Annotated in this window: 1 protein-coding gene; it reads left to right on the top strand. The window is 66.3% G+C overall.

All coding sequences use genetic code 11. The features are described 5' to 3' along the window. Positions 1–768: AMP-binding enzyme (locus tag ACL06G_RS21465; RefSeq protein ID WP_412788164.1), on the top strand; the 768-nt coding region annotated here is incomplete at both ends.

Below are 768 nucleotides of genomic sequence, written 5' to 3'. Positions count from 1 at the left end.
GGTGACCTGGCGCGGTTGTTGCCGGACGGGAATGTGGAGTTGCTGGGGCGGGTCGACGATCAGGTGAAGATCCGGGGTTTCCGGGTCGAGCTGGGGGAGATCGAGGCTGCGTTGGCGCAGCACCCGGATGTGCGGCACGGCGCTGTGCTGGTCCAGGAGGATCGGGGCGCGAAGCGTCTGGTGGCGTATGTGGTGGGTCGTGAGCGGGTGTCTGCGGAGGTGTTGCAGGCGCATCTGGGGGAGCGGCTTCCGGCGTACATGGTGCCGGGTGTGTTCGTGCCGATGGAGAGTCTGCCGCTGACGGCGAACCAGAAGGTGGATCGGAAGGCTCTGGCCGGGGTGTCGTGGCAGGAGCATGCCGGTGGTGAGCGGGAGCATGTGGCGCCTCGTACGGAGGTGGAGGAGAAGCTGGCGGGGATCTGGCAGGACGTGCTGGGTACGTCGGCGCCGGTGGGTGTGCACGACAGTTTCTTCTCGCTGGGCGGGGATTCGATCCTGAGTCTTCAGGTGACGTTCCGGGCCAAGCAGGTGGGTCTGTTCTTCTCGGTGAAGGAGTTGTTCCAGTACCAGACGATCGCCGAGTTGGCGCCGGTGGTGGAGCAGCAGGATGCGTTGGCGGTGCGGGCCGAGCAGGGGCTGGTGACGGGGCCGGTGGAGTTGACTCCGGTCCAGCGGTGGTTCTTCGGTCAGGATTTCGTGGCGCCGCATCATGTGAATCAGTCGGTGCTGGTGGATGTGCCGGCGGGGCTGGGTGATGCGGGTTGGGAG

It is taken from the genome of Streptomyces callyspongiae, assembly GCF_047200695.1.
Classification (GTDB): Bacteria; Actinomycetota; Actinomycetes; order Streptomycetales; family Streptomycetaceae; genus Streptomyces.
This window is presented reverse-complemented; position numbering and strand designations above follow the sequence as displayed.